A 2,725-nucleotide genomic window follows, 5' to 3' on the forward strand; every position below is an offset into this window, starting at 1 on the left:
ATGTTGTTCCTCGACGTCTGGCTGGGTTGAGTTCGAAGAATTGGAAGGGCTCGGGTGTGGATTCTGCGGGGCCACGGCTTGGGTCTGGCGACCGAAGCAAGCTTCGGAGCACTCCTGATCCGCACAAGCTGGAGAAAGGAATTTCGCAGGAGATGCACTCCTGCCATACCGGCGAGATCGACGGCTACACAATCGGAACAGCATTCTCGAAGCGGCGTTGGTCAGCTCAAGAAGCTGAAGGACACGACATGCTGAACCGCCGATCTTTTTTGGCCCTTTCCGCCGCGGGATTTGCCCTCTCCGGCACCGTTGCGACTGCACATTCCAAGACGATCCCGGATTACAATCTCCCCCCGAGCATGCAGCCGCGAAGAGTCGCCTTTGCCCAAGGCTTCGCCCCGGGCGAAATTCACGTGTTCCCGGACCAGTTCGAGCTATACTGGACGATGCCGAACGCGCAGGCCATGCGCTACAAGGTCGGAGTCGGGCGCCCCGGTCTCTACGAGTCGGGCGAGTTCTACGTAGGCGCCAAGAAGGAATGGCCCAGCTGGACGCCGACCCAGGCGATGATTGAGCGCGAACCGGAGAAATATCAGCAGTTCGCCGACGGAATGGCCGGGGGAATCGAAAATCCGCTGGGAGCTCGGGCGCTCTATCTCTTCACCTCGGATCGAGGCGACACTTTCCTCCGCATTCACGGGACGAACGAGCCGAGCACCATCGGGGTCGCTGTCTCGAACGGCTGCACGAGGCTCGTCAACAATCAGATCGGCGATCTTTACGAGCGCGTTCCAGTGGGCACACCGGTCTTCCTGCATCCCAAGCTGAACCCGGCCACGGGCATCGCGCCCTCCTGACCTGTCAGACGGAGTTGCGCGCCTCCACTGAGAGCGCTGGTGCGCGCGACCTCTCTTGTGCCCTCCGGCTCCGGAGCAAGCCGCAACTGCCTGCGACGAACTGCCGCCAATTTCTGGGCTAGTGCCTTGGCAGGCAGATGCTTCCGCTCGAACCAAGCGGAAAGCGGAGTTCGGCCCCGCCTTGCATCTCTCCTCTCGGATGAGGACAAGTCCGGCGATAGCATGTGCGCCGGGCAGAATGCCAGTGACTTGGGAGGAGCAACATGAAGGCCAGATACCTGGCAGCAGGAATCGGGGGAACTCTCGCCCTTACGGCCGGAGCGGCGATGTTCCTCGAAGAGCGGCGAGAAACATCCCAGGTCCTGGCACATGAGTCCCTTCCGGATGCTCTCGTCGCCTCATCCGCCCTGGCCAGTGAATCCGACCTCCCGGACTTTTCGGCAAGCTTCCCGATCCTCCGTAAGCCAGAGGCCGTCGCCCTGGCATTCCCGAGTATACCGACCGAACTGCCGCCTGAAAGTTTTGAGCCCCTTCCCTGGACCAGGACGGTCGTGCAAGGCGACACGCTCGATGCTCTCCTGCGGCAGGCCGAGCTGGACCCGGGCCTACGGGCCGAGATCACCCTTGCCATCCAGGCCGAGTTCGATCTGCGCGGCCTGAGGCCGGGCCACAGTCTCACAATCCAGAGAAGCCCTGAAGGTCAGCCTCGAACGATCACGCTCGCGATTGACGACGGCGTCCAGGTGGTAATCACCATTGGGAAGACCGTCTCCACGCGCACCATCGAACCCGTTCCCGTGATCGCCGAACGCGCGGATGAACTGTTGATCAACGGTTCGATCTTCGTATCCCTGGAGCGGTCGGGCATGCCGGCCCGATTTGCCGTCGACCTCGCCCAAATACTGGGAAACGCCGTCGACTTCCGTCGAGACTTGCAAGGGGGAGAGACCCTGAAGCTGCTCTGGCAGGAAAAGCAGCTCGAGGACGGCACCGAGGTTGGAGAGCCCCGGCTGGTCTACGCTGCGCTGCAATTGGCGGACGCTCGATTCGAGATCGTCTGGCCCGACGCGGAGGAATCCAGCGCGACGATCTATCATGACGGCGAGATCCTGCGGGTGTTCTCGCCCCCGGTTCCGGGTGCACGCCTCTCGTCCGTCTTCGGACAGCGCAAGCATCCGGTCTACGGAAACATGCGCATGCACACGGGCGTCGACTTCGCCGCTCCACGGGGCACGCCAGTGAAGGCAACTGGCCCAGGGCGCGTGGCCTTCATAGGCCGCCGCGGAGGTTATGGTCGTGTCGTCGAGATCTCGCATGGTTCTGGAACGATGACGCGCTACGCCCATTTGAGCGGCGTCACTGAAGGGCTGGAGAAAGGGCGGCGCGTCGATGCGGGCGACCAGATTGGCCAGGTCGGGGCCACCGGGACAGCGACGGGGCCAAACCTGCATTACGAGGTGCGCGTCGAGGGCCGTCCGGTCGATCCGATGAGCGACGACCGCATGACACAAATGGCACAGGCCGAGGCCCCTGCGGATGCAACTGCGCGCCTGCGCGTAGCACGGCTGCGTCTTGCCGAGACGTTGAATCTTCCGCGGCGACGGCAAGCGCCCGCGGTTCTTTCGACGAAGGGAGACAGGACATGAAACTCGTGGGTTGCGGTGGAGCTCAGATTACTTCCATTCCAGCCTTACGGCTGATCAAGGTCCGGCAGGATCTCGCGGTCGCCGTCGTAATCGACGGCATTTTCCTGCAATCCTCGTGGTCAATCGTTCAGGATGCACGCGCTGACCTGCGCGAGGCTACGTAGTGCTCCGCTGGCTCGGCATCGCCTGCGCTGTAGCGGCGTTTGCTCTCGATCAGGTCAG

3 protein-coding genes are annotated in these 2,725 nt (G+C 62.7%); all 3 read left to right on the plus strand.

Annotation, left to right across the window (positions count from 1 at the left end; genetic code table 11):
* Positions 1 to 248 precede the first annotated feature (248 nt).
* The 3 genes from ACFDS3_RS20510 to ACFDS3_RS20520 all read left to right on the plus strand — a co-directional run bounded on the left by ACFDS3_RS20510 (position 249) and on the right by ACFDS3_RS20520 (position 2,667).
* The gene (locus tag ACFDS3_RS20510; RefSeq protein WP_375264177.1) at positions 249 to 857 is read left to right on the plus strand and encodes a L,D-transpeptidase; all 609 of its coding nucleotides are present in this window, start codon (positions 249 to 251) and stop codon (positions 855 to 857) included.
* 263 nt (positions 858 to 1,120) lie between these two features.
* Positions 1,121 to 2,503: a M23 family metallopeptidase gene (locus tag ACFDS3_RS20515; RefSeq protein WP_375264175.1), complete on the plus strand. Its 1,383-nt coding sequence runs from the start codon at positions 1,121 to 1,123 to the stop codon at positions 2,501 to 2,503.
* A complete protein-coding gene (locus ACFDS3_RS20520; protein ID WP_375264176.1) occupies positions 2,500 to 2,667 on the plus strand; it encodes a hypothetical protein in 168 nt (55 codons plus the stop codon). The genes ACFDS3_RS20515 and ACFDS3_RS20520 overlap by 4 nt, the downstream gene beginning before the upstream one ends.
* Positions 2,668 to 2,725: the final 58 nt, after the last annotated feature.

It is taken from the genome of Palleronia sp. (genome assembly GCF_042089775.1).
In the GTDB taxonomy this organism is placed as follows: Bacteria; Pseudomonadota; Alphaproteobacteria; order Rhodobacterales; family Rhodobacteraceae; genus Palleronia.

Excerpts from the sequence above, each read along its gene's own strand:
- ACFDS3_RS20510 (WP_375264177.1), top strand. The coding sequence starts at position 249 with ATGCTGAACCGCCGATCTTTTTTGGCCCTTTCCGCCGCGGGATTTGCC.
- ACFDS3_RS20515 (WP_375264175.1), top strand. The coding sequence starts at position 1,121 with ATGAAGGCCAGATACCTGGCAGCAGGAATCGGGGGAACTCTCGCCCTT.
- ACFDS3_RS20520 (WP_375264176.1), top strand. The coding sequence starts at position 2,500 with ATGAAACTCGTGGGTTGCGGTGGAGCTCAGATTACTTCCATTCCAGCC.